We start from the raw sequence: 23,276 nt of genomic DNA, 5'->3' as shown, positions 1-23,276 counted from the left end.
GGGATGACGGAGCTGGACGTCCGCCCGGGGCTGGAGCGGATCACGACGCGCAAGACCAGGATCGGGCTGGTTGCGGGCGGTCTGGGTGCCTACTGGCCGCAGTTCCCGGACCTGTTGCCGCAGTTGCAGGCGTCCGCGCGGCGGGTGTCCGAGCGGTTCTCGGCGCTCGACTGTGAGGTCGTGGATGTCGGCTTCATCTCGGATGCGCATGAGGGTGCTGCTGCGGCCGAGAAGCTGCGGCTCGCGGACTGCGATCTCATCGTCGGGTTCCTGACGACCTACATGACGGCGTCGATGCTGGTGCCGGTGGCTCAGCGCAGTGGAGCGCCAGTACTGCTGCTGAACCTCCAGCCGACCGAGTCGATGGACCATGCGACGTTCGACACCGGGGCTTGGCTCGCGTACTGCGGTGCATGTCCGCTGCCGGAGATGGCGAACGCGTTCGAGCGCTGTGGGATCGACTTCCGGTCGGTCTCCGGCTACCTCGAGGACGAGCGGGCCTGGGCGCGGATCGACCGGTGGATCCGGGCGGCCGGCGTACGGGCGGCTTTCCGGCACGGTCGGCACGGTCTGCTCGGGCATCTCTACCCCGGCATGATGGACGTGATCACCGATCCGACGCTGGTGTCGTCGCAGCTTGGCGGTCATGTCGAGATCCTGGAGATCGACGACCTGCGCGTTCGGGTGGAGAAGGTGAGCGAGGCGGAGACCGCGGCCCGGATGGACCTGGCCCGGGACATCTTTGTTCTGGATGACTCGGTGGTCGAGGAGGACTTCCGCTGGGGTGCGACCGTGTCCGTCGCGCTCGACCGGCTGGTCGAGGACTTCGGATTGGACACTTTGGCTTATTACCACCGCGGGCTCGACGGGGAGATGCACGAGCGAGTCGCGGCCGGGATGATCCTTGGTGCTTCGTTGCTCACGGCAAGGGGTATTCCGGCGGCGGGTGAGTACGAGCTGCGGACGTCGCTGGCGATGCTGGTGATGGACAGGCTCGGCGCGGGTGGTTCGTTCACCGAGCTGCAGGCGCTGAACTTCCACGACAACGTGGTCGAGATGGGTCACGACGGGCCGGCGCACCTCGCGATCAGCTCGGCCAGGCCGCTGCTGCGGGGGCTTGGTGTCTACCACGGCAAGCGTGGCTGGGGCGTGTCGGTTGAGTTCGATGTGAAGCATGGGCCGGTGACCGCGTGTGGTCTCGGTCAGCGGCGTGATGGTTCGTTCAACCTGATCGCGTCCGAGGGGACCGTCGTACCGGGACCGCTGCTGCAGATCGGCAACACCACCTCGCGGGTCGACTTCGGCTGTGACCCGGGCGAGTGGACCGACGCCTGGTCCGGCTCCGGAGTCGCCCACCACTGGGCCCTCGGCACCGGCCATCGCGCCAAGGACTTGGCAGCAGTAGCCGACCTCCTCCACCTCGACCTGACCCTCGTCAATCCATGAAACGAGTCGCAGCGGTAGACCTCGGTGCGTCCAGCGGCCGCGTCATGCTGGGCACAGTCGGCGCGGACACGCTGGAGCTGGCCGAGATCCACCGCTTCTGGAACGGCCCGGTCCGGCTGGGGAACACCCTGCACTGGGACGTCCTCCACCTCTACCGCTCAATGCTCGACGGCCTCGCTCAAGCTGGGCCTCTCGATTCCATCGGCATCGACTCCTGGGCAGTCGACTACGGCCTCCTGGACGCTGCTGGTCGCCTCCTCGGCAACCCCATCCACTACCGCGACTCCCGCACAGACGGCGTCATGGAACGCGTCCTGGAGTCGGTGTCAGCCGAAGACCTCTACGCCATCACCGGCCTCCAGCAACTCCCGTTCAACACCATCTATCAGCTGGCTGCCGAGGGACTGCTCGAGCAGGCGGAGACACTGCTGATGATCCCCGACCTGCTCGGCTACTGGCTCACCGGCCAGGTAGGAGCTGAGCGGACCAACGCCTCCACCACGCAGTTGTACGACGTACGCGCGCGGGCGTGGAGCTCGGAGCTGGCCCAGCGGGTGGGTGTACCGATAAAGGTCCTGCCTGAGTTGCGGGAGCCCGGAGATGTCATCGGAACGGTGCTTCCTGAAGAGACTGGGCTGGCTGCTGGCACACCGGTGATTGCCGTGGGGTCGCATGACACGGCTTCTTCTGTGGTTGCGGTGCCGGCGGGGGATGAGCGGTTTGCTTATATCTCGAGCGGGACGTGGTCGTTGGTTGGGTTGGAGCTTGAAGAGCCTGTGCTGAGCGCCGAGGCTCGGGAGGCCAACTTCACCAATGAAGGTGGAGTCGACGGGCGGATCCGGTTCCTGCGGAATGTGATGGGGTTGTGGATTCTGCAGGAGTGTCAGCGGGTCTGGGGTTCCGACGACCTGCCGGGGTTGCTGCGTGCCGCCGCCGACGCACCGCCGTTCGCCGTACTGATTGATCCGGATGCTCCGGAATTCCTTGCTCCTGGCAACATGCCGCGGCGGATCGAAGAGCACTGCCGTGCGACCGGTCAGGAGCCACCGCGGTCGCAGGCCGCCACGGTCCGCTGTGTGCTCGAGAGTCTCGCGCTGGCGTACCGCCGGACGCTGCGGCAGGCGCAGACCATCGCGGATCGCCCGGTCGACGTGCTGCACGTTATCGGCGGCGGCTCGCAGAACGAGCTGCTCTGCCAGTTGACCGCCGACGCGTGCGGACTGCCGGTGCTGGCCGGTCCGGTCGAGGCATCCGCGCTAGGCAACGTTCTTGTCCAGGCTCGCGCGTTGGGCGAGCCGTTGCCCGACCTGGGCGCGATGCGCGCACTGGTCCGCTCCACCCATCAACTGCGGCGCTACCAGCCGCAGGGAAAACCGGCCGACTGGGACGCCGCCGAGTCCCGGCTCTTCGGAATCAGGTGATCCGCATGACCGCCCTCCCACAGGAAATCCCACCGGTCGCTCCTGGAGCGCCGATCGATCTGCACGCGCGTCGCATGTCAACGGCGTCTCGCCGGGTGACGCCGCCGCGTGAGATCAGTCACGACGACCTGCAACTGCTCCGGCTGCTCGCTACCGGGCTGCCGGTGGACTCCGTGGCCCGCCGGCTCGATCTGTCCGAGCGTACCGTCCGCCGCCGTACCCGGACGGTCTGCGACCGCCTCGGCTTCGGCACCGCCATCGAAGCAATCGTCTGGGCTGCCCGCCGCGGCCTGGTCTAAGCGTCATCCCACCTCCCCCGCAGGCCGGCCACGCGGCTCGGTCCGGTGCGGGACGAGGGCGGGCCCGTCGTACTGACGATTGCCGCCGGCGCCTACCACTTCGCGGCACGTTAGGCCTCGGAGCGGCGGGGTACAGGGGCTCCAGTATCGAGCCGAGGAGGAGCGATGGGCGGCATGACCGTCGTGTGGATCGTCGTCGCACTGGCGGTCCTGGTCATCGTGGTGGCGCTGGTCGCCGGGGCTTCGCACAAGTCGTCGAAGGCCCAGGAGGTGCAGGACCAGCAGGAGCCCTACGAGCAGGACCAAGTGCTCCCTGCGACCGACGAGCGACCTCTCGGAGAGCACTGGGCTGACGGGCACCATCCTGACGATCCGCGCAAGCAGGCCAAGCAACCGGAAGGCCGCGAGGGAAAGCACCACCCGAAGCATTCGAAGCACTGACTCACAGACGCACTGATCCCGCCGGAGCGCAACGGGGTTGACGACGGCACCTGACCGGAAGCAGGTGGCCCAGACCCCTCCGGCGGGACCAGTGCGTTCAGATCAGGTAGCGGAACTCGGGGGAGTTCGGGTTGATGCGTTCGATGTCGAGGGGTGCAGCCTCCATCCGGGTCAGCAGTCCGTCGAGGTCGCCGGGCCGGCTGATCTCGATGCCGACCAGGGCGACGCCGGTCTCGCGGTTGTTGCGTTTCACGTACTCGAACAGGGTGATGTCGTCGTCCGGCCCGAGCGCCTCGTCCAGGAACGCCCGCAGCGCACCGGGCTCCTGCGGGAAGGTCACCAGGAAGTAGTGCTTCAGACCCTCGTACACCAATGACCGCTCGAGGATCTCGCCGTACCGGCTGACGTCGTTGTTCCCGCCGGACAGCAGGCAGACCACGGTCTCGCCCGGCCGTACGTCCAAACCGTTGCCCAGGGCACCTGTCGACAGCGCGCCCGCGGGCTCGGCGATCAGGCCGTCGGTCTGGTACAGCTCCAGCATTTCGCTGCACACCAGGCCCTCCGGGACGGACATCATCTCGACCCCGGTCGCCGCGACCAACGGCAGCGTCACGTCGCCGACCCGCCGTACGGCGGCACCGTCCACAAAGCTGTCCAGATGCGGCAGCGTGACCGGTTCACCCGCCTCCAGTGCAGCCGCCATACTCGCGGCTCCGGCCGGCTCCACGCCGACGATGCGTACGCCGGGATGCCGTCCGGCCAGCCAGGTCGCGACTCCCGCGATCAGACCGCCACCACCGACGGGAACCACCAGTACGTCGGGCGCCTGGCCGAGCTGGTCGACCAGCTCGACCGCCACAGTCCCTTGGCCGGCGACGGTTCTCGGGTCGTCGAACGCGGGCACCATCGTCGCCCCGGTGGCCTCGACCTCCGCTTGCGCGGCCGCGGCGGCGTCGTCGTACGTGTCACCGGTGATGATGACCTGGATCTGCTTGCCACCCAGGGCCGCGATCCGGTCACGCTTCTGGCGGGGCGTCGTACGGGGAACGTAGACCTTGCCGTGGACGCCGAGGATGTGGCACGAGTAGGCGAGGCCCTGGCCGTGGTTGCCCGCACTGGCACAGACGACACCGGCTGCCTTCGCCGCGTCGTCGAGTTGGGCGATCAGGTTGTAGGCGCCGCGGAGCTTGTAGGAACGGCCGATCTGCAGGTCTTCCCGCTTCAGCCAGACCTGGGCGCCGGTGCGCTCGGAGAGGCGGAGGTTGCGCTGCAACGGTGTACGCACCGCGACGCCGTCGAGCCGCTTGACCGCGGCCTCGACAGCCTCCGCATCGACAGGATTCCGGTCCGTGCCGATGGTCGATCGAGCGACTGAACTACTGCCCTGCATGAGCTTCCTTCCCGTGCATTTGCACGATTCTGCCCGTTTCGCTCGCTGCACAAGACGACCGTCGTCCACACTACGGACCAACGGATACCTTTGCGCATCAGACTCTTGCACCATGCGTGAAACGGCTCTTCACTGGGCAGTCTAGTTTTCATACGCTCACTCGGTGTAACGGCCAGGGCCCTGGCCGGGATGAGCCGAGTAAAGCCGGTCAACGGGGACTGGAGGGCAGGATGGAACTGATTCCGTTCAGTCTGTGGGGAGACGCCCTGTGGTGTGGTCAGGAGGTCGTGCGGGAGGCTCCGCACGAGCAGGCGATCCGAAGCCTGTTTCCGGACCCGATCCCAGCGCGTGGCGCAGACTTGGACACCGAGGCGGACCTCGTCCCGGAACCGCACAACCGTTTCGACCCCCGATCGATCGCCGTACGGGTGCAGGGGAAGGTTGTCGGCTATTTGCCGAGGGACGACGCGCACCGGTACCACCCGGTGCTGTCAGAACTGGTGGCACAAGGCCTGCAACCGCAGGTGCCGTGCCACCTGTGGGTCAGTGAGTGGGAACCGGCGGACTGGGAAGGCAAGGGCAAGCAGGGCACCGAGTTCCATGCCAGCGTGGCGGTGGCGCTCGGGCAGCCGCACATGCTGGTGCCGGTGAATCTGCCCCCGCCAGGCAGCTATCACCTGTTGCCGCCTGGCAGCGGCATCGTCGTACCGGGCAGTGAAGTGCATCCCGACGTACTGGCACCGTTCTTCCGGGCGGAGGGCGAGTGCTGGGCGTACGCGACCATGCATGCGGTCGAGGAGGAGGACGGCATCCAGGACCGGCACCGGATCGTGGTGGAGGTCAAACTGGACGACGAACCGGTCGGCCGGCTCAGCCCGCGGCTGAGCGCGGAGTTCCTGCCGGCCATCCACTACCTGTCCGACATGCGCGCCGAGACCGCTGCCCGCGTCGCCGTCCGCGGCGACCGGACCGCATCGGAGGTGATTCTCTACGCGGCGCGGAGTCACGACCTCCCGGCCACTTGGCCGGACGGCCTGACCCGCTCCCCAGTCGCTTCCCCCCAATGGCACTACTGGGCAACCAAGGAAGCCAACTAGGCGGCTGCGCAGTGCTCATTCTCGCCGGTGGGCACTGCGGAGCTACTTGAACCGCCGCGCTGCTGTTCTCAGGATGATGAAGGCTGTAGGGGTGGCGCCGTTGAAGCGCAGTACACGCTCTTTCGCGATCTTCAGGCCTTTGGTGTGGGCGACAGCGTCTCTGAGGAGGCGTTTGTCTTCGGTGAGGAGGACCGCGCGGCCGTCGTCGGTGAGTACGCGCGCTATCTCGGCGAGGGCGGCCGGGTAGAGCCTGACGTTGTCCTGGTGCGAGCCGACGCGTTTGCCGAAGGGGAGGTTGGCGATCACGCGATCGATGCTGCGGTCCGGCTGCTGGAGCTCCTCGGCTTTGCCGATGGACAGGTGGGACAGCCCGTTTCGGCGGGCGATCGCCACCGATGCGTGATCCGATCCGATGATGTCGTCGGTCTGGCGTCGGGCCGCCAGCAAGAGTGTTCCGGAGCCGCAGAACGGGTCGAGGACGCGATGGTTCGCGCGGATCTTCGCCAGCCGTACGACGACCTCGGCAACCACCGGGTTGGTTGACCACGGCAACCGTTCCAGGCGTCCGAACCGCTGGGTCCAGTAGAGCGGCCCGATCTCGGCCACCCAGCCGTTGTCTTCTTCGGTGATGTTCACATTCCATCCGCCGGGATCGTTTCGCCAGCCGAGTTCGGTGGTGACTCTGGGGATGAGCTCCTGCGTGGATCTGAATACCACTGGGCCTTGGATGGCCGCGAGTACACCCAGGGCTGAGGACCTGTGCAGCGGCTCGAGAAAGCCTTTGTCTGTTGGGTTTCCGGCGAGGGGTATCGCGGCGGTCGAATACAGCGAACAGTTGTAGATCGCTTGCAGTGAGCCGTTGATCCGGCAGCTGACGGACGACGCCAGCGGACGCAGCGGCGTGCCCGCCTCGGTTGTGCGGAGTTCGTCGTACAGCAGATCAACCGCACCTTCAACGGTGCGCAGAATCAAATGGTCGTGAACGGAGATGCCCAGGTCGAGCAAGAGTGGCTCCTGAGGTCGCGTCGATCAAACGGAATCGATGCACGACGCACCCCATCGCCGCGGCCGGCCAAGCCGCCACGGTGACGCGTGCGTCCCTCAGAAACCAGTCACTGCCGCTAAGTGTACGACCAGCCCTGCGTCGCCTTGGTAGATTTTTCCGCTGTGCCGTTTCCTGACGAGTTGGAACGCAAACTCGAGGTCTTGGAGTACCAACCGCAGTGGCCCGCCGATTTCGACCGAATCGCCGAGTTGCTTCGGGGTGCGCTGGGGCCGGCTGCCGTGCGGATCGATCACGTCGGGTCGACGTCAGTCCCCGGGCTGCCGGCAAAGGACTGCATCGACATCCAGGTGATCGTGCCGGTGCTTGACGAGGACGAACTCGTGGCGGCGCTCGGGACGATCGGGTTCCGTTGCCGGCCGGAGTCGTGGAATCGCGATGACACGTACGACGGGACGCCGTACGCCAAGCTGGTCTTCGCGCCGCCGGTGGGTGGGCGGTCCTGCAACATCCACGTGCGGGCGGTCGGGACGCCGAACGCCCGGCGCATGCTGCTGTTCCGCGACTTCCTCCGGGCCAACGAGACGGTGCGTGACGCGTGGGGGGCTTTCAAGACCAGGCTGTCGGAGAGCGTGCCGGACCTCTTCGGCTACGGGCAGATCAAGCAGCCGGCGACGGTCGTGTTGTTCGAGGCGGCTGAGTTGTGGGCGCGTACGACGTACTGGACTCCTGGGGAAGGTATTTGAGTTGCACGGCTGAGTAGGTTGCGGGGATGGGTGAGTTGCGGACTGAGCGGCTGGTGCTGCGGCGGTGGCGGGAGTCGGATCTGGAGCCTTGGGCGGCGATGAACGCGGATCCTGAGGTGCGGGAGCATCTGGGTGAGGTGATGACTCGGGAACAGTCGGATGCGTCGGTCGCGGCCTTCGAGGCCGAGTTCGACGAGCGCGGGTTCGGCTGGTGCGCCGTCGAGGTCGCGGCGACGGGTGAGTTCGTCGGCTTCGCGGGACTGGATCCGGTGGACGAGGAGATGCCGTTCACCGGCGTGGAGATCGGCTGGCGCCTCGCCCGCTCATCCTGGGGCCACGGCTACGCGACGGAGGCCGCCCGCGCCACCCTGACCTTCGGCTTCGAAACGCTGAAGCTGCCCGAGATCCTCGCCATCACCACCGCGACCAACGTCCGCTCCCAAGCCGTCATGCGCCGCCTCGGCATGACCCTGACCGACAAGTTCGACGACCCCACCGCCCCCGAAGGCCCCCTCCGCCCCAGCGTCCTCTACCGCATCCAACCCACATGATCGTCGTACCCAACCCTGCCTTACTGGAGCAGGCGGTGAAGAAGTTCATGGGCTCCACCGCCGACCTGGCCTTCACAACCGCACCAGGCGTCATGACGTACGTCGCCCTGAACGGCTCAGACATCTCGGGTTGGTGCTGGGGCTACCGCCTACCCCGCCCCGACGGCTCCGCCATGCTCTACCTCCACCAACTCGAGGTCGACGAAGCCCACCGGCGCCAAGGCATAGGCCGCCAACTGCTGACAACCTTCATGGCCGCAGGTGCTGACGCCGGCGCCACCAAGATGTTCCTCACCACCGGCGCTGACAACACCCCAGCCCGCAACCTGTACGACGCCCTCGGCGGCGGGCCGGCCTCCCAAGGCCCCACCGTCAACTACTGGTTCCTACTCGACCGGCCATGAGTCCGGCGGGGTGGTTGTTTGGTCGGCTCGGGCTGCCACGCCTGGATGAGCCCAAGCAGGTGGCGCACCGCGAGTACGACGTCGGCACAGAGCCTGGCGGCGCCACAACCTCCGCAGCGCACGTACGGCGTTTCGGCGCCGGTCGAGGAACTAGCCGAGTCAGCCACGTTGGCGGGCTTTCGGGAACATTTTCGTCAGTGGGTGCAAATTTGTTTCCCAGGACTGCTTGTCTCGCGGGGTCAGCGTGAGGTCAGAAGCTGAGGGTGGTGCCGACCTTGGCCAAACTGGTTGGGCCGGGGAAGGCCGCGGCGGCTTGGATTGTGGCGGTTTCCGGGGTCATCGAAGGGCCGACGTGGGTTACCACCAGGCGTTCGGCTCCGGTGCGGTGGGCTAGGGCGCCGGCTTGGGTGGGGGTGTGGTGGACCGGGGTCGGGCCGGGGTCGTTGGCTTCGCAGAGGAGGAGGTCGGCGTTCGACGACAGCTCGTCCAGGGCCGGGCAGGGGGCGCAGTCGCCGGAGTAGACGAGGGAGTGGCCGGCGGCTTCGGCTCGGAGGGCGTAGGCCTCGGTGCCGTGGGCAACGGCTCGGCTGGTCAGGTGGAGATCCTTCAGTTGGACGAGATGGCCGTCGGAAAGGGGTCGCAGGTCCAGGAAGGAGCTGTAGAAGGTGGTGTCGGGCTGGGCGAAGAAGCCGGTCAAGCGGTCGGCCAAGCCGGCTGGGGCGTAGACGGGCAGCGGGGTTGACCGCGGCGGCAGTTCACCAAAGGCCAAGGCGTAGTACGCGTTCAAGATGTCGCCGATGTGGTCCAGATGTAGGTGTGAGAGCCACACCGCGTCCAGCGCGTCCAGTGTGGTATGACGCAGGAGTTCGGCCAGCGAACCAGGGCCGGCGTCGACCCACACCGAAGCGCCTCCGGTTTGCAGGAGGTAGCCCGAGCACGGGTTGTCCGGCTGCGGGTACGGCGCGGCGGTGCCCAGGACCGTGAGTGTGTTCAGAGCTTGGCACCGATCAGCTGGTAGATGTCGTCCATGGCGCCTGGCAGGTCGTCATGCCCGAAGTCGGGGTAGAGCCGCGCGTCCTTCGGCGACGTGATCTTGTTGTACGCCGCGTACTGCGTCGACGGCGGGCAGATCTGATCCTCCAGGCCGACGAACAGCGTCACCTCGCCGCGGATCCGCGGCGCCAGGTGCTGGACGTCGATGTAGCCGAGGGTGGTGAAGACCTCGGCCTCGCGGAGGTGCCGCGGGTCCCGCTTCTTGAACCAGGTGACGATCTCGTCGTACGGCGCCGTCTCCAGATTGAGTTCCCACGCCCGCTGGTAGTCGGTCAGGAACGGGAAGACGCTCGCGGTGTACTTGATCGACGGCGTCAGCGCGGCCGCTACGAGCGAGAGCCCGCCGCCTTGGCTCCAGCCGGTGGTCGCGATCCGCGACGAGTCGACCTCGGGCAGATCACCGATGATCGACGCGAGCCGACGGGTGTCCAGGAAGACGTGCCGGTAGAGCAGGCCGTCCGGGCCGTCATCCAACCCATGGACGAGGTGGTTGTGCAGGGAGAAGCTGTTCGGCGCCTGTGACTCGGTCCGGAAGCCGACCTGCTCGCGTACGTCGAGCGCGGCGACCGTGAACCCGCGGGCGGCGTACGGCAGCAATTCGACCCACTTCGGCTGCTCACCGCCGTACCCGTGGAAGATCAGTACGGCCGGTCCGGTCGGTTCCGCAGGACGGATCACCTTCGCGTGGACGCGGTAGCCGCCGGTGCCGTTGAAGTACAGGTGCTGGGCAGTCGCCGTGGTGAGCGGGAAGTCGATCGCGTCGGCGAACTCGGTCTCGGGGTCGATCGCGTCGAGTTCGAGCAGCGCCTTGTCCCAGTACTGGTCGAAGTCCGCAGGCTTCGGGTTGGTGCCCTGGTAGGCGGTCAGTTCGTCGTACGACATCTCGAAGGAGAGCACCTGGACTCCTCAGGTCAGATGGGCTGGCGGTTCATTCTGCGCGATCCGCGTCGTCGGGGGCAGTGCCGTCCCAGATGGTGTAACCGTTTGCCTCGTTCAGGCGGTCGCGGAGCGAGGTCTCCAGTGTTGGTGCCTGCCCGGGCGGCAACCAGCCGAGTGGCAGCAGCACCGAGTGCTCCTTCTGCTTGGTCCGCAGCACGATCGCCTCGCCGTGCGTGGTCTCCACCCGGCCGACCTCGGTGATGTCCGTCCACGGCGTCCGTACGCCGCGCACCTCGATCTCGTCCCCGCGCAGCTTCAGCACCACCGGCGGGCGAGCCAGCACCCACAGCCCGGCCAGCGCGACCAGGCCGCCGAGCGCGAGGAACACCGCAATCACCACGGTCGGCAGACCGAGCGCCCACACGATCGCGGCCACGCCGAGGATGATCAGCCCAGCGGCCAGGATCCCGAGGAACCGCCCGGGCCGCATCCGGTACGTCGTACGCATCGACCCAGTTTCTCATCCGGGGTCAGCGGGTTCGTCAGAAGGCGTCGACCTCGGAGGTGGGGGCGTTGCCGAGCGGGGTCCGGGCCAGGCTGATCTGCCAGTCGAAGGCCTTGCTGAAGATCTGCTCGTAGCGCTCGTACGAGCAGTTCTCGAGGAACCGCCGGTTGGCTGCGTCCCAGGCACTGCCGGACTTGAAGTAGACGTAGTAGTTGCCGCGGATCCCCCTCAGGGTGGCGGAGTTGTTCGCGCGGACGTAGATCGAGGCCTGCGGCTTGCGCGGGTTGCTGTTGGTCACCACGATGACGACGTCGGCGCTGCTGTTGTTGGTGATCTGCAGCCGGCCTGGTCCACGGGCGCCGGACCGCTGGATGACCTTGCCGTTGCCGCCTCGGGCGTTCAGCAACGCCGGCGGCTTGGGCGACGGCGGAACCAGTTGCGTGCCGAACTTGATGCTCTTCCCAGTCGCCGCGCCGACATCACGAGCCACCGCGCTGGCCGCACCCCAGACACCCGACCTGGCCCAGTAGAGCCGGATCGTCTCCGGCCTGGTCAGCCCACAACTCGTCTTGGTCTCACCCGCCTTCTCGAGCTGACTGTCCAACCGCGAGGGATAGCTGTCGAACGCAGCAAGCACCCTCTGGTGCGCCGAGTCGAGAGTGCGCGGCGGCACGACCTTTGCGAGCGCCTGCCGCTGCAGTCGTACGGCGCCCTCAAGCTGAGCCCGCCTCACGGCGAACTCGGCCAGCGACTTCGAGTTCATCAGCCGTACGACGTACGGCCTCAGCGCCCTCTCGGAGTTCGTCAACGCCGCCTGGTACTGCGGAACGGTCAGCCGCGGAACGGTTGTCGGTTTCGCCGTGGGCGTCGCGCTCGGCGCGGAGGTCGCCGTACTAGTCGACGGCCTCGGCGTGAGCGCACCTTGCTCGGGTTCGCTACTACAACCCGCACACAGCAACAAAGCAACAACAGGAACCAGAAGTCCGATCCGCACAGCCACCCCCAGTGACTCGACCCAGTGCGCTCAATGCTTCCCGCGATGGAGCCGGTCTAGGCTCCGGTGGCAGCTAGTTGCCGGATTGGGTGGGGTTGTAGGCGCAGGCGTCGTTGAGGTTCTGGGTGGCGCCGGGGGTGGCGGAGGCCTTGGGCTTCTTGGTGGTCGTCGTACTGGACGGCTTCTTGGTGGCGGTCGACGACGGGGTGGAAGCGACCGGCTTGGTCTTGGTGATCGCTTCCTGGACCAGCTCGCGCATCGCCTCGTAGTTCGGGTTCTTGCCGGTCGGGAAGTTCTTGCTCTTGTCCAGGTCGACGTTCGAGACGTTGGCGTTCTTGACCTTGAGCCCGAGCTGGATGAAGGAAGGCAGGATCTCCTGCGGGATATCGGTCCGGAGCAACTTCTTGCCGGCCGACGCGATCTCCTTGTACTTCGTCACCAGGGTGGCCGGGTTCACGCTGTTTACCAGCGCGTGGATGGTGCAGCGCTGCCGCTCCTGCCGGGACAGGTCATCCAGGCCGTACCGGCCGCGGGCGAACCACAGCGCGTGGTACCCGTCGAGCTTCTGGTTCGGCCCCGGCTCGATGTAGCCGGACGGCTTCTTCGCGGTGTTCGAACCCGGCCCGGCGCCGTAGTCGCCGCCGATCGGCACCTTGTAGTTGACGTTGACGGTGATCCCACCGAGCGCGTCGATGATCTGCCGGAAACCGAGCAGGTTCACTTGCATGTAGTAGTCGATGTCCAGCCCGAGCGCCTCGCCAACCGAGACCTTGAGCGCGTCGGCGCCCAGGTTGTCGGTTGGGCCCAGGATCCCCGGATGCGCCTTCGGGATGTTGTCGTACATCGAGTCTAGGTAGAACTCCGGCTGCTCGACGTTGCCCTTCGACGGATCCCAGTAGCCGTCCGGGTACGCCTTGTGCAGCGGCGAGTCCTCGGGGAACGGCATCCGCATCCAGTTCCGGCTGAGCGAGATCAGCGCGGTGTCACCCGTCTTGGTGTCGATGCTGGCCACGATGACGGTGTCGGTCCGGGTGCCCTCGCGGCCGGCGCCGTCGTCGGCGCCGAGGAGCAGGATGTTCAGCCGCGGGGTCTTCGCCCATGGGTCCTGCTTGTTCACCTTCGGCCGGGTCGCGCTCTTCGAGTTGCCCTCGGACTCGAACACACTGCCGACCAGGTCGCGCTGCGCCATCACCGTCTGCGCCGCGACAGTCGTCGGTACGACGATCCCGAAACACAGCAGCCCCACGAACAACGAGCCCGCCAGCCGGCCGGTGTAGGTCATGCTGACCGGGCGGATGAGCTTGTGCGACGTCACCACGACCCAGATCCAGCAGATGCCGAGCAGTATGACGGCCGCCGTCGCGATCAGCAGCTGACGCGGCGACACCGCGAAGGCGAGGACCGAGTCGCGGCTGGTGAGACCGACGTACGCACCGACCAGGAGCAGCCCGATACTGATGGTGAGCACGAACGCGCCGAGCTTCTTCCGGCCGCCCATCACCAGCCCGGAGCCGGGGATCAGCGCGCTGACCAGCGTGAGGCCGATCGCCTTCGACGCCGAGCGGGCCCGATGTGTCGCATGACGGGACCGGCTGGCTCGAGGCGCGGACCTGTGTCCGGCTGCGCGAGTACTCCGCGACATGGCTCCGTTCCCTGATCGACGACGTGGCGACCCTCCGTCGGCCGCGCGCAGCAGCCCACGGTACATCTGACGCCCACATCTCCCGGTTGGTTGACGTGTGCTGGCGACCCCCGTCGACGGAGCCAGATTACAGGTGGACCGGTCTACTCTCCCAAGCACCGCCCGCTCACTTTGCTGACGGACGGGTCGAGCGGATAGTCTTGGCCGTCGTCGTGTCCCCTCGCCGGGGACCGTCGGAGGAGGCGTCGCCTAGTCCGGTCGATGGCGCCCGCCTGCTAAGCGGGTTGAGGGTAACCCCCTCTCGCGGGTTCAAATCCCGCCGCCTCCGCTCGAGGGGGCCTGTGTCTGCGGAGAGCGCAGACCCAGGCGCTCCGGATGTGCCCTCTGGGGGTGCAACCCCCAGACCCCGCCCGGAGGGGCTTCGCCCCCCGGACCCCCCTTGGTGGTGCCGGGCTGGGGTTGTCTTAATTGCTCATCAGTTGCCTGGCTTCTGCTAGGCGTTCGATTGAGCGTGGGGTCATGGGCTCAGCTGAGACGATCAGGTGGTCTACTCCCAGTTTCTGGTACGACGTCAGTAGGTCGGCCAACTGGGAGACGGAACCCTCGAAGGCTCGGCCGTCGGGGTCCGGGACACTCTGTTGTTCGGGGTCGCGGACGACGATTCCGACGGTTGCTGCCATCGCCTCGCGTGGTTTGCCGGCCGATTTCAGAGCTTCAGCCAGTGTTTCCAGGCGTTCTTCGAGCTGGGTGGTGGGGGCGCCGTACCAGGCGGTGTTCCAGGCGTCGGCGTACTGGGCGGTCAGGCGCATCATGCGGGGGCGGTGGCCGGCGATGAGGAGGGGGATTCTGCGGGTGGGTTTTGGTTCGAGTACGGCGCCGTCGACCTGGTGGTAGGTGCCGTTGAAGGTGACTGTTTCGCCTTGGGTGAGTCTGGCGACGATCTCCAGCCATTCTTCGAAGCGGCCTACTCGGTGGTCGGTGGGGAGGCCGAAGGCGTTGTATTCGGGGTCGTGCCAGCCGGCGCCTACGCCGAGGATCAGGCGGCCGTTGGAGACTTCGTCCAGGGTGGCGGCCATTTTGGCGGTGAGGCCTGGGTCTCGGAAGGAGGCGCAGAGGACCAGGTTGCCTAGTTCTACGTGGGTTGTTACTGCGGCTACCGCGCTCAGGAGGGTCCAGGCCTCGTGCATGCCGTAGATGCGGTCGTCGGGGGCCTTGTAGAAGAAGTGGTCGGCCAGCCAGACCGAGTCGAGTCCGGCCTGGTCCGCGGTTTCGGCGGCTGCGCGGACGTCCTGCCAGCGGGGCATTGAGCTGTTGGGGCCGTCTTCGCCGCCTACTGGGAGCATCACACCGATTTTCATCTCATCAACTTATCCGGCGGTCATGGGCAAACGGGTCGGCGCTGTGATCTTGCGGTGGTGTGGTCGAGATATTCGGGGCGTAGGCAGGAACCGCCTGGGTGCGAGGGCATGGTGAGGAGCGGGCGATCGGATCGCGAGAGGTGATGACGATGACGGCTCCTGCACTGCCGGGGACTGTGGATCACGGAGATCCGCGGACCATCCTCGGTCTGGGCCTGCCGGCCCATGTGCTGGTGCGGCTGGACGACAGTTGGGCACCGGCCTGGCTCATCGGCCGGCCGCAGTGCGCGGATGGATGGGTCGCACTCGTGCAGTGTGTGGACGCCACCGGGCGTGAGCAGACCATCCGTCTCGCCCCGGATCGCGTCACGGTGGCCAACCTGGGCTAAAACTGCGCGGCGCGGCATGATGGCGGCATGGAGAGGCCGTACCCGGATCGGGCGGCCGCCGGCCGGGCTCTGGCGGCCGAACTCGGAGAGATCCCCGGACCTGTCTTGGTTCTCGGACTGGCGCGTGGTGGTGTTCCCGTCGCCGCGCCGATCGCGGACGCGCTCGGCGCGAAGCTGGACGTCCTGATCGTGCGCAAGCTCGGCCTGCCCGGACAGCCCGAGTTGGCAATGGGGGCCGTGGCTGGGGTCGGCGACGAGATTCACGTCGTACGCAACGAACCGGTGCTCGCCGGAGTCGCTGAGGACGAGTTGGCCGACGTACTCGAGGAAGAGACGCGGGAGCTGCGCCGGCGTGAACAGGCGTACCGAGGCGGGCGTCCGGCCGTCGACGTCCGCGGGCGGGTGGTGATCCTCGTCGACGACGGTCTGGCCACTGGTTCGACGATGCGCGCGGCCGTGGCGGCGGTACGACGGCTTGGGCCGAAGCGGGTCATCGTCGCCGTACCGGTCGGTGGGGCCGACAGCTGCCGGCGACTGGCCCACGTCGCCGACGAGGTGGTCTGCGCGTGGAAGCCGTACTACTACGCCGCTGTCGGCCAGGCCTACCGCGACTTCTCCCCGGTCGAGGACGACGAAGTACGCCGGGTCCTCGCCAGCCGGCAGATGACATAGCGCGGCGCCCCGATCGGGTGGATCGGGGCGCCGCGCTTGCAGTCCGGCGTACTGGCTTCCGGGTCAGCCGCCGGAGTCTCAAGCCTCGATCCGCGGCTCCGGCCGCGGATCGCGGCTTAGCCCAACCGGGCCTTGAGGTGGTCGAGTTCGAGCTTCAGCGACGCCGGCACCTTGTCGCCGACCTTCGCGAACCACTCCTCGATCAGCGGGATCTCGGCCTTCCACTCCTCGGCGTCGACCTTGAGCGCGATCTCCATCTCCGCGGGCGTCAGGTCGAGTCCGGTCACGTCGAGCGCGTCCGGCGCCGGCACCCGGCCGATCGGGGTCTCGACCGCGTCGGCCTGACCCTCGATCCGCTCGATGATCCACTTCAGCACCCGGCCGTTCTCGCCGAACCCGGGCCAGACGAACTTGCCCGCGTCGTCCTTGCGGAACCAGTTCACGTAGAAGATCCGCGGCAGCTGCGCGGCGTCGTGCTCCTTGCCGACCGACAGCCAGTGGCCGAAGTAGTCGCCGGCGCTGTAGCCGAGGAACGGCAGCATCGCCATCGGATCACGCCGTACGACGCCGACCTCACCGACCGCGGCGGCGGTCGTCTCCGAGGAGAGCGTGGCGCCCATGAACACGCCGTGCTCCCAGTCCCGCGCCTCGGTCACCAGCGGCACCGTGGTCGCGCGCCGGCCGCCGAAGATGATCGCCGAGATCGGTACGCCGTTCGGGTCGTCGTACTCGTCGGCGATGATCGGGCACTGCTTGATCGGCGTGCAGAACCGGCTGTTCGGGTGCGACGAGAGCTCACCGTTGCCCGGTGTCCACTCGCGGCCCTTCCAATCGGTCAGGTGGTCCGGCGGCGTCGGCGAGTAGCCCTCCCACCAGACGTCACCGTCGTCGGTGAGTGCGACGTTGGTGAAGACCGAGTTGCCCTTCTCGATGGTGCGCATCGCGTTCGGGTTCGTCTTCCAGCCAGTGCCGGGGGCGACGCCGAAGAGGCCGAACTCCGGGTTCACGGCGTACAGGCGACCATCCGGGCCGAACCGCATCCAGGCGATGTCGTCGCCGAGGGTCTCGACCTCCCAGCCCTCAAGCGTCGGGTCGAGCATCGCCAGGTTGGTCTTGCCGCAGGCGCTCGGGAACGCGGCCGCGACGTAGTGGACCTTCTTCTCCGGCGAGATCAGCTTCAGGATCAGCATGTGCTCGGCCAGCCAGCCTTCGTCCCGCGCGATCGCCGAGGCGATCCGCAGCGAGTAGCACTTCTTGCCCAGCAGCGAGTTGCCGCCGTACCCGGAACCGTACGACCAGATCGTCCGCTCCTCCGGGAACTGGACGATGTACTTCTCGTCGTTGCACGGCCACGGGACATCCTTCTGCCCCGGCGCCAGCGGTGCCCCGACCGAGTGCAGGCACGGCACGAAGAACGCGTCGTCACCCAGCTTCTCCAGTACGGCGGAACCGGTGCGGGCCATGATCCGCATCGACGCGACCACATACGCCGAGTCGGTGATCTCCACCCCGAACATCGGCTTCTCCGCGGTCAGCGGGCCCATGCAGAACGGGACGACGTACATCGTCCGGCCGCGCATCGAGCCGCGGTACAGCTCGGTCATCAGGGCCTTCATCTCGGCCGGGTCCATCCAGTTGTTGGTCGGACCGGCGTCGGCCTCGTCGACCGAGCAGATGAACGTGCGCTGCTCGACCCGGGCGACGTCCGAGGGGTCGGTGCGGACCCAGAACGAGTTCGGCTTCTTCTCCTCGTTCAGCCGGACCATGGTGCCGGCCGCGATCAGCTCGTCGGTGAGCTGCTGGTACTCCTCGTCCGAGCCGTCCATCCAGTGGATCCGGTCGGGCTGGGTCAGGGTCGCGACCTCGGCGACCCAGGCCAGCAGGCCGGCGTGCGTGGTCGGGGCGTCGCTCAGGTCGTACGTCCGGGCCTCGGCATTGAGGGGATCCGTGTCGGCGGGCTTGGCGTCGGCTTCGGTATGGGTCGGGCTGGCGGTGGTCGTCATCGGCGGCTCATTCCCTCTCGGCTGTCGGGCCCGGCGGCCGCCCGGCCCCTCGGCGCTGAGGGGAGGTACGGCACCGGCCGCCGGGGTCTCCGGCGGGTCGATCCAGCTGGCTGGCGGTGTGATCTGTCGCATACCAGTGCGTCCAGTGGACGTATACCAGTGTGCAAGTGGTACTAACGGTACGCGACTCGACTGCGTGGTGAGAACCGCTAGTACGTGAGCCCGATCACAAAGTTTTGGCGACAACCGCTTTCCGGTGAACCTTGTGAAAATGAGAACGGCCCGCGCTCGTTGCGCGGGCCGTTCGTGAAGATTTTTCGGTGGATCAGGTGGTCTACCGCGAGATGTCGCGGGACGGCTGGTCTGGCGCCGTCAGTTCGGTTGGTGCCGTCAGCTCGTCTGGTGCCAGATGTCGTTGAGGATGCGCTGGGCTTCCGGCTGCTCGCCGTCGCCGGCGATGACAGCGACGCCGACGAGCCACCACTGCCCAGCGCTCTGGTACGCACGGGTCATCGATAGCGTGTAAGGCTTGGTCGTCCGCGCGGTCAGCCAGGTCCGGTCGCCCTTGGCGGTCTTCGGCGCCGGCGCCTTGAGCACCTTCGTCCACTCCGCGTCGAAGGCGGTTCGATCCGCCAGGCAGGCGGCCAAGCTCTTGCACGGGTGCAGCGCGATCCTGGCTTCCAAGGTGCCGTGCGACAGGCCGGGCTCCACGTCCGTCTGCACCCGGCGGTAGACCGCGGTGGACGACTCGCCGAGCGACGACGGGGCCGGCGGGCGCGGCCAGCCGAACGCGAACGGCAGCCCGGCGCCCTCGACCACCTGAAAATCGCCGCCGGGTTTGTACGTGGCGCCGATCAGGCCCGGGCCACCGGTGGGTTCCTTGTACGGCGCGGTGGTGATTCTCTCGATGCCGGGCAACAGCACCGGCGACGGCAGCGGGCTCGGGCTCACCGCGGCGGGTGGCGCCGCCTCGGCCGGCTCGTCCTTGACCGCGCTCGCGATGCCGGAGCCGATGGAGTAGGTGACGCTGAAGGTGAACAGCACGATCAGCGCGACGACCAGGTAGGCCCAGGCGCCGATCTTCTGCCGGTACTCCCGCGCCACGGCGAGCTTCGACGGCTTCTGCTCAGGCTGTGCTGTCGGTGCGTCGCCCGTGTAGGACGGGAAGTCCCGTTGATCGTCGTTCGACGGATCGGCCGGCGCCCCGGTCTCGTCCTCCGCCGGGACGATCGGCGCTCCGTTCTCATCGACGTACGACGGCATGCTCGGCGGCACGGCGCCGTACTGGCTGAGCCGGGCCCGGATCGTCTGCAGGGCGTGGTCGTCGTTGCCGATGATGCCGTCGAGTGGGTCGAGCAGCCGCTCGGCGCCGGACTGGCCGGGGATGAGTTGCGTGATCGCGTACGGGCGGTCGGCGCTGAAGTTCGCCGCCCAGAGTGGGGTCTCCTGCTGCCCGGGCTCGAGTGCGGCGCCGCGGCCGGCTTGGACGAGGCGGTCGCGCACCACCGCGTCGCGCGAGCCCGCCTCGCTGAGCACGAGCGCGACGACCTCCATGCCGGTGAAGTTCCGGCCGTGCCAGAGCTCCGCGAGCGGGTGCTTCAGCAGCTGCTGGTCCAGCTGGTAGCCGGCGATCTGCGGTGTGCTGTTCACTTCGTCTCCCAGATGGCCCGGTCGGCGATCGTCAGCGCTGCCTGCTCGGCCTTCTTCTGCGTGATCGGATTGGCCGTGTACTCGACCTGTACGACGATGTCCGCGCGCTGCACCAGCGCCCGTACCGTCCAAGACTCGGGGGCGACACCGTTCGCGGTCTGACTCAGCTTCGTCGGGTACGGGCGACCGTCCAGATCCTCCAGCGAGGAGCGCTCGAACGTCCGCTTCGCCATCACCGCCGGCGTGTACGGCACCTGTCCCGCGCCGGCGTCCTTACCGCCGTACGGCGTGATCGTCACCCGCAGCGTGGCGGCCGAGTACGTCCTGACCTTCTGTGCGGCGCCGACACCAACCTCGCAGGTCACCGTGGTCGTCCCGCCCTGGATCAGCTTGACGTCCGTGCCATTGGGTGCCTTGGGCAACAGACTGGACACGTCACCGATCCGGCTGCAGACGTCGCCCGGCAGGGTCCGGGCCGGCAGGATGTCCTCCGGCTGCACCGGATCCCCGAGCGCGTACCCCAGCCCTGTGCCGGCGACCGTAGCCACCGCACACGCGATCGCCGTACGTCGCACCAACCGACTCGCCATGCCCGCGACCTTAGCCACGCAGAGGTCCTCCCTTACCGCTCAACGACCCCTTAGACGTCACGCACCCCCACCCGGTTCCACCCTTTGTGCGTGATTCGCGACAGGCTGTGATGTCGGCCTTTGAGCTGGCTGGCCGCTAGCCGGTTGCAGCGGGCCAGTGGTGCAACTGGTCAGCCGAGGAGGGTTTTGACCGAGCCGCCGGACTCGGTCAGCTTGGTGCCGAGGCCCTTGAGCGCGTCCCCGACCGTGGCGAGGATCCCGGACAGGTCCTGCAGATTCCCGGCCAGGCTCTCGATCTCGGTGGCGACGCCGCCGATCTGCCCGCTCCCGTCGTTCAGCTTCTTCGCCGCCGCGTCCCCGACGCCCGGGATCTTGTCCAGCTCACCGGCCAGCCCGGCCAGCATCCCGGCCGCGCCGTTCAGCTTGTCCTTGGCGGAGTTCATCGTGTTCGCGCTCCCGGTGAGCGCCATTCGCGCCCCACCCTCGCCGTCGTCCCCGACCAGCGCCCCAGCCGCCTTCGCCGCCTGCTCACCAGCCTCCGCCAGCCCAGACCCGATCGTCTTCAGCAACTCCGGCAACTTCCCGATGAACCCGACCGCGTCATCAGGCAACCCCCGCACCAGATTCAGCACCTTCTCGAAGTCGTCCGAGTTCTCCATCACGAACCCGACCGCCTTCTTCACATCCCCCAAATCCCGCCCACCCAGCAACTCCTCAATACCCATGCCCCGGATCGTAGGACCCCACCACCCCACCCACCCGCCGCCGCACCGAACCCCCATCCCCGCCCACCCCAACCCACCTCGCCGTACCCCGGATCCGCCCAGACCCAGCTCGCCGTACGACGTGATCCGGGCCTGCGCTCACCTCGCCGTACGGCTTGATCCCCGGCTGCATCGCACCCCGCCGTACGCCATGAATCCCCGACCCAGGAGCCGATTGGCCTACACCCACCTCCCCCATGTATCGTTACTCGACGTTGTCCAGCGCTCGTAGCTCAACGGATAGAGCATCTGACTACGGATCAGAAGGTTGGGGGTTCGAATCCCTCCGAGCGCGCAATCTTGAAGGCCCAGGATCAGCCCGCTGACCTGGGCTTTTGTGTTTCCGGGGACATGCCAGAAGGGCAGCCCAACCGCTCGGCCACCCTTCCGTACCCCCACGCGTACCCCAACGTCACTCTTCGTCGTGCTCCCCGAACAGGAAGCCGAGTCTGTCGACGGCATCCCGGGTCACGTCCTCGGCCACGTCGACGTAGATGACCTTCGTGACGGTCGGCGAGCTGTGCCCGAGCACGTCTTGGATGTTCTCAAGCGGAACCCCCTGGCTGTAGAGCAGCGACGCACACGAGTGCCGCAGGTCGTGGAACCGGATACGCCGTACGCCGGCCTTCTCGCACAGCCGGTCAAAGTGCCGGTTCATGTTCCGCGGCTCGATCGGTGTTCCGATCATGGTCGAGAACACGTAGCCGCCGTCCTGCCACGACTTGCCCGCGTTCTTCTTCTCCTGTGCTTGTGCAGCTCGGTGAACTCGCAGAGCCGACACGAGCGGCTTCGGCACGGCGATCAGTCGGGTACTCCCGTCCGTCTTGACGTCCCCGAGCTTGAGCGCGCCGTCGACCCGGTGGAGCGCCTGGTTGACCCGGATCAGACCGTCGTCCAAGTCCACGTCTGACCAGCGGAGGCCAAGCGCCTCACCACGACGAAGACCGAGCGAAAGAGCTACGGCGTACAGCGCGTAGAGCCGGTCCTCACGGATGGACTCCAGGAACTTGGTTGCCTCGGCGCGACTCCATGCCTTGAACTTCGGCCGGTACTTGTGGTTGAGCCGGAGCTTCTTGGCGATGTTCTCCGTCAGGATCTCGTCCTCGGACACAGCGTCTTGAAGGACCGCCCGCAACAGCCGGTGGAGGTATCGAACGGTGCCATCTGAGACGGTCGACCGACAACAAGCCTGCGGGACCAGAGCGCAGCACCGAGCACCCACGATGGCCTTGGCGTTCTTCCGAGGTGGCCGGCCTTCTCGCTTCTTCCGCTCGACTGCTGCCCGCTCCTCCCGAGCCTTGTCCTTGCCCTGGGCGCAGCACTGACAGACCTGTTGGAGCTGGAACAGGCCGCGCCGTACGTCGTTCGGCCGAAGCGTGGTGAGCTTCTTTTTGCCGAACAGCGGGATGAGGTACTTGGTAATGAGCCAGTTGTAGCTAGCAAAGGTCGTGTCGCGCACCCGGTGCCGAGCGTGCTCCTCCAACCAGTAGCCCAGGTACTCGGCCACGGTCTGCGTGCTGGAGGCCACGCGCTTCCCCGACATGGTGTCGGCCTGCATCTTCGTCAGCTTCTGGTGGACCTCCTCCCATGTCTTGCCGTAGACGCTCTTACGAACCTCGCGACCGTCCGTCGTGATGACATAGGCGCGACCTTCGTACAGACCGTTGGAACGCTGGCGGATGTTGCCCTCGCCGTTGACGTTCCGCTTGCCCGCCGACGCCTTGGCGGTCTTCGGTTGAGCCTTCCGCGGCTTCTTCGGTTCCTCGGGCTCCATGAAGGCGAGAGTGGTCATCAGGCGGCGTCCTCGATCAGACCGGCGACGTACGCGCGGATGGACTCCATCGGCACCCGTCGGCCATTGCGAACCTTGACGCTCGTCAGCTCACGCTCCTTGATCAGGCGGTAGACGGTCCACCGGGAAACGTTCAGGTGCTCGGCCGCTTCCTCGACCTTGAGCAGTCGCGAATCGTCTTGCATGG

24 protein-coding genes and 2 tRNA genes are annotated in these 23,276 nt (G+C 67.2%); 12 read left to right on the top strand and 14 right to left on the bottom strand.

The genetic code is table 11. From position 1 onward, the window contains the following. Positions 1 to 3: 3 nt before the first annotated feature. The 4 genes from EV646_RS17565 (at position 4) to EV646_RS17550 (ending at position 3,607) form a co-directional block, all read left to right on the top strand. Positions 4 to 1,446, top strand: a complete 1,443-nt coding sequence (locus EV646_RS17565; protein ID WP_132149736.1) for an L-fucose/L-arabinose isomerase family protein — start codon at positions 4 to 6, stop codon at positions 1,444 to 1,446. Continuing rightward, positions 1,443 to 2,867 carry a rhamnulokinase gene (locus EV646_RS17560; protein WP_132149734.1) on the top strand — a complete coding sequence of 475 codons (1,425 nt, stop codon included), beginning with the start codon at positions 1,443 to 1,445 and terminating at the stop codon, positions 2,865 to 2,867. The genes EV646_RS17565 and EV646_RS17560 overlap by 4 nt, the downstream gene beginning before the upstream one ends. Before the next feature lie 5 nt (positions 2,868 to 2,872). Further along, a complete protein-coding gene (locus EV646_RS17555) occupies positions 2,873 to 3,166 on the top strand; it encodes a LuxR C-terminal-related transcriptional regulator (protein WP_199237023.1) in 294 nt (97 codons plus the stop codon). A gap of 165 nt (positions 3,167 to 3,331) precedes the next feature. Beyond that, positions 3,332 to 3,607 (top strand): hypothetical protein, encoded by a 276-nt coding sequence (locus EV646_RS17550; RefSeq protein ID WP_132149732.1) that lies wholly within the window; start codon positions 3,332 to 3,334, stop codon positions 3,605 to 3,607. A gap of 97 nt (positions 3,608 to 3,704) precedes the next feature. Here the strand turns inward: EV646_RS17550 and ilvA are convergent, their stop codons facing one another. After that, positions 3,705 to 4,997 (bottom strand): threonine ammonia-lyase IlvA, encoded by a 1,293-nt coding sequence (gene ilvA / locus EV646_RS17545; RefSeq protein WP_132149730.1) that lies wholly within the window; start codon positions 4,995 to 4,997, stop codon positions 3,705 to 3,707. Between the two features lie 230 nt (positions 4,998 to 5,227). On the opposite strand from ilvA, the gene EV646_RS17540 reads away from it, so the two are divergent. Then, positions 5,228 to 6,094 (top strand): HIRAN domain-containing protein, encoded by an 867-nt coding sequence (locus tag EV646_RS17540; RefSeq protein WP_132149728.1) that lies wholly within the window; start codon positions 5,228 to 5,230, stop codon positions 6,092 to 6,094. Positions 6,095 to 6,136: 42 nt separating this feature from the next. On the opposite strand, the gene EV646_RS17535 is transcribed toward EV646_RS17540, so the two are convergent. Then, complete coding sequence (locus tag EV646_RS17535) at positions 6,137 to 7,099, bottom strand: TRM11 family SAM-dependent methyltransferase (protein ID WP_132149726.1); 963 nt, start codon at positions 7,097 to 7,099, stop codon at positions 6,137 to 6,139. 162 nt (positions 7,100 to 7,261) lie between these two features. On the opposite strand from EV646_RS17535, the gene EV646_RS17530 reads away from it, so the two are divergent. The 3 genes from EV646_RS17530 to EV646_RS17520 are packed head-to-tail and all read left to right on the top strand — an operon-like array spanning position 7,262 to position 8,798. After that, the gene (locus tag EV646_RS17530; RefSeq protein WP_199237022.1) at positions 7,262 to 7,843 is read left to right on the top strand and encodes a GrpB family protein; all 582 of its coding nucleotides are present in this window, start codon (positions 7,262 to 7,264) and stop codon (positions 7,841 to 7,843) included. Positions 7,844 to 7,869: 26 nt separating this feature from the next. After that, positions 7,870 to 8,394: a GNAT family N-acetyltransferase gene (locus tag EV646_RS17525; RefSeq protein ID WP_132149724.1), complete on the top strand. Its 525-nt coding sequence runs from the start codon at positions 7,870 to 7,872 to the stop codon at positions 8,392 to 8,394. Further along, the gene (locus tag EV646_RS17520) at positions 8,391 to 8,798 is read left to right on the top strand and encodes a GNAT family N-acetyltransferase (RefSeq protein ID WP_132149722.1); all 408 of its coding nucleotides are present in this window, start codon (positions 8,391 to 8,393) and stop codon (positions 8,796 to 8,798) included. The genes EV646_RS17525 and EV646_RS17520 overlap by 4 nt, the downstream gene beginning before the upstream one ends. A 250-nt stretch (positions 8,799 to 9,048) precedes the next feature. Here the strand turns inward: EV646_RS17520 and EV646_RS17515 are convergent, their stop codons facing one another. The 5 genes from EV646_RS17515 to EV646_RS17495 all read right to left on the bottom strand — a co-directional run bounded on the left by EV646_RS17515 (position 9,049) and on the right by EV646_RS17495 (position 13,871). Beyond that, positions 9,049 to 9,774: an MBL fold metallo-hydrolase gene (locus tag EV646_RS17515; RefSeq protein WP_277875119.1), complete on the bottom strand. Its 726-nt coding sequence runs from the start codon at positions 9,772 to 9,774 to the stop codon at positions 9,049 to 9,051. Positions 9,775 to 9,788: 14 nt separating this feature from the next. After that, the gene (locus tag EV646_RS17510; RefSeq protein WP_132149718.1) at positions 9,789 to 10,748 is read right to left on the bottom strand and encodes an acetylxylan esterase; all 960 of its coding nucleotides are present in this window, start codon (positions 10,746 to 10,748) and stop codon (positions 9,789 to 9,791) included. Between the two features lie 31 nt (positions 10,749 to 10,779). After that, a complete protein-coding gene (locus EV646_RS17505) occupies positions 10,780 to 11,238 on the bottom strand; it encodes a hypothetical protein (RefSeq protein ID WP_132149716.1) in 459 nt (152 codons plus the stop codon). A 34-nt stretch (positions 11,239 to 11,272) separates the two neighbouring features. Continuing rightward, positions 11,273 to 12,229, bottom strand: a complete 957-nt coding sequence (locus tag EV646_RS17500) for a hypothetical protein (RefSeq protein WP_132149714.1) — start codon at positions 12,227 to 12,229, stop codon at positions 11,273 to 11,275. 73 nt (positions 12,230 to 12,302) lie between these two features. Continuing rightward, entirely contained in the window at positions 12,303 to 13,871 is a 1,569-nt protein-coding gene (locus tag EV646_RS17495; RefSeq protein WP_132149712.1) for an LCP family glycopolymer transferase, read from the bottom strand. A gap of 238 nt (positions 13,872 to 14,109) precedes the next feature. Here EV646_RS17495 and EV646_RS17490 point away from each other — a divergent pair. Continuing rightward, positions 14,110 to 14,199, top strand: a tRNA-Ser gene (locus EV646_RS17490). A 136-nt stretch (positions 14,200 to 14,335) separates the two neighbouring features. Here the strand turns inward: EV646_RS17490 and EV646_RS17485 are convergent. Continuing rightward, a complete protein-coding gene (locus EV646_RS17485) occupies positions 14,336 to 15,229 on the bottom strand; it encodes an LLM class flavin-dependent oxidoreductase (RefSeq protein ID WP_132149710.1) in 894 nt (297 codons plus the stop codon). A 149-nt stretch (positions 15,230 to 15,378) separates the two neighbouring features. On the opposite strand from EV646_RS17485, the gene EV646_RS17480 reads away from it, so the two are divergent. Further along, positions 15,379 to 15,618 (top strand): hypothetical protein, encoded by a 240-nt coding sequence (locus EV646_RS17480; protein ID WP_241996098.1) that lies wholly within the window; start codon positions 15,379 to 15,381, stop codon positions 15,616 to 15,618. A gap of 27 nt (positions 15,619 to 15,645) precedes the next feature. Beyond that, positions 15,646 to 16,290, top strand: a complete 645-nt coding sequence (locus EV646_RS17475; RefSeq protein WP_132149708.1) for a phosphoribosyltransferase — start codon at positions 15,646 to 15,648, stop codon at positions 16,288 to 16,290. Between the two features lie 116 nt (positions 16,291 to 16,406). Here EV646_RS17475 and EV646_RS17470 read toward each other — a convergent pair whose 3' ends face one another. From EV646_RS17470 to EV646_RS17455, 4 genes are all read right to left on the bottom strand, one after another. Continuing rightward, positions 16,407 to 18,293, bottom strand: a complete 1,887-nt coding sequence (locus tag EV646_RS17470) for a phosphoenolpyruvate carboxykinase (GTP) (RefSeq protein WP_132149706.1) — start codon at positions 18,291 to 18,293, stop codon at positions 16,407 to 16,409. Between the two features lie 390 nt (positions 18,294 to 18,683). Beyond that, positions 18,684 to 19,943 carry a hypothetical protein gene (locus EV646_RS17465; RefSeq protein WP_132149703.1) on the bottom strand — a complete coding sequence of 420 codons (1,260 nt, stop codon included), beginning with the start codon at positions 19,941 to 19,943 and terminating at the stop codon, positions 18,684 to 18,686. Then, complete coding sequence (locus EV646_RS17460) at positions 19,940 to 20,533, bottom strand: hypothetical protein (protein ID WP_132149701.1); 594 nt, start codon at positions 20,531 to 20,533, stop codon at positions 19,940 to 19,942. The genes EV646_RS17465 and EV646_RS17460 overlap by 4 nt, the downstream gene beginning before the upstream one ends. A 170-nt stretch (positions 20,534 to 20,703) precedes the next feature. Continuing rightward, on the bottom strand, positions 20,704 to 21,258 hold the full coding sequence (locus EV646_RS17455) for a hypothetical protein (protein ID WP_132149699.1): 555 nt from the start codon (positions 21,256 to 21,258) through the stop codon (positions 20,704 to 20,706). A 261-nt stretch (positions 21,259 to 21,519) separates the two neighbouring features. Here EV646_RS17455 and EV646_RS17450 point away from each other — a divergent pair. Continuing rightward, positions 21,520 to 21,592: transfer RNA gene (locus EV646_RS17450), tRNA-Arg, on the top strand. A 117-nt stretch (positions 21,593 to 21,709) separates the two neighbouring features. Here EV646_RS17450 and EV646_RS17445 read toward each other — a convergent pair. Together EV646_RS17445 and EV646_RS17440 are read right to left on the bottom strand one after the other, a co-directional pair. Continuing rightward, positions 21,710 to 23,089 carry a tyrosine-type recombinase/integrase gene (locus EV646_RS17445; protein WP_199237021.1) on the bottom strand — a complete coding sequence of 460 codons (1,380 nt, stop codon included), beginning with the start codon at positions 23,087 to 23,089 and terminating at the stop codon, positions 21,710 to 21,712. Further along, positions 23,089 to 23,274, bottom strand: a complete 186-nt coding sequence (locus EV646_RS17440; RefSeq protein ID WP_132149697.1) for a helix-turn-helix domain-containing protein — start codon at positions 23,272 to 23,274, stop codon at positions 23,089 to 23,091. Before EV646_RS17440 ends, EV646_RS17445 begins: the two co-directional genes overlap by 1 nt. Positions 23,275 to 23,276: the final 2 nt, after the last annotated feature.

The sequence above is a fragment of the Kribbella antiqua genome (genome assembly GCF_004345665.1).
In the GTDB taxonomy this organism is placed as follows: domain Bacteria; phylum Actinomycetota; class Actinomycetes; order Propionibacteriales; family Kribbellaceae; genus Kribbella; species Kribbella antiqua.
Note: the sequence above shows the minus strand (reverse complement) of the source record. Positions and strands in the feature narration are given on the sequence as shown.